The organism is Acinetobacter sp., assembly GCF_036666595.1.
In the GTDB taxonomy this organism is placed as follows: domain Bacteria; phylum Pseudomonadota; class Gammaproteobacteria; order Pseudomonadales; family Moraxellaceae; genus Acinetobacter.
Map to the genome: position 1 here is coordinate 1 of NZ_JAVWVO010000099.1, position 639 is coordinate 639.

The window sequence follows — 639 nt, forward strand, 5'->3', positions numbered from 1 at the left end:
ACTATTTTATTGATGGTTGGTTGTACTGAAAAGAAACCTGCAACTCCTGAAGAGATTTGGAAAGGCTATTGTACCAGTATAGGTAATGCTGCTCGTTCGATTACACTTGATCGTCAGAATGGAATTACGCATAAAGAAGCTGTTGATTATGCGAATAAAGTAAAAGATGCGACGACAAAGCAATTTGTGACTGAGTATTTAGAAAAAATTTATGCTTTACCTGAAGCAGAGCTGAAAGCTGATAAAGATGCTGTACAAGCGAAGTTTAAACAACAAGCTTTTGAACAGTGTTTAAATACTCCACACGATCCGAAAAAAATGCCAGATTACAAACCGTTCTAAGGAGCGGTTTTTTTATATTATTGATCATGAAAAATTACATACTTTTAGTCACAAAAAATGATTAGCATAAAATAAGAAAAGCATATATAAAATATAGAAATAGACAATAAAAAGTAGCAGAGGAGCGGTAAAAATGGAAGTTGTTGCATATTTACAAAATGCGGATTTGCTCTTGGAAGATGAACAAGGTGTGGTTGTTATTTGTGGAAGTCATTACGTCTTAAGCTTGGGGGATCAAGTCTTTTTTCAACAAGCGATTGATGAACAAGCAAAATTGTATCAAGTCAAAATTTCCTT

The 639-nt window shown here is 33.8% G+C and carries 1 protein-coding gene; it reads left to right on the plus strand.

The features are described from left to right. Positions 1-342, plus strand: a 342-nt coding sequence (locus RR876_RS16995) for a hypothetical protein (RefSeq protein ID WP_332637191.1), incomplete at its 5' end; no start/stop codon positions are given. Positions 343-639: the final 297 nt, after the last annotated feature.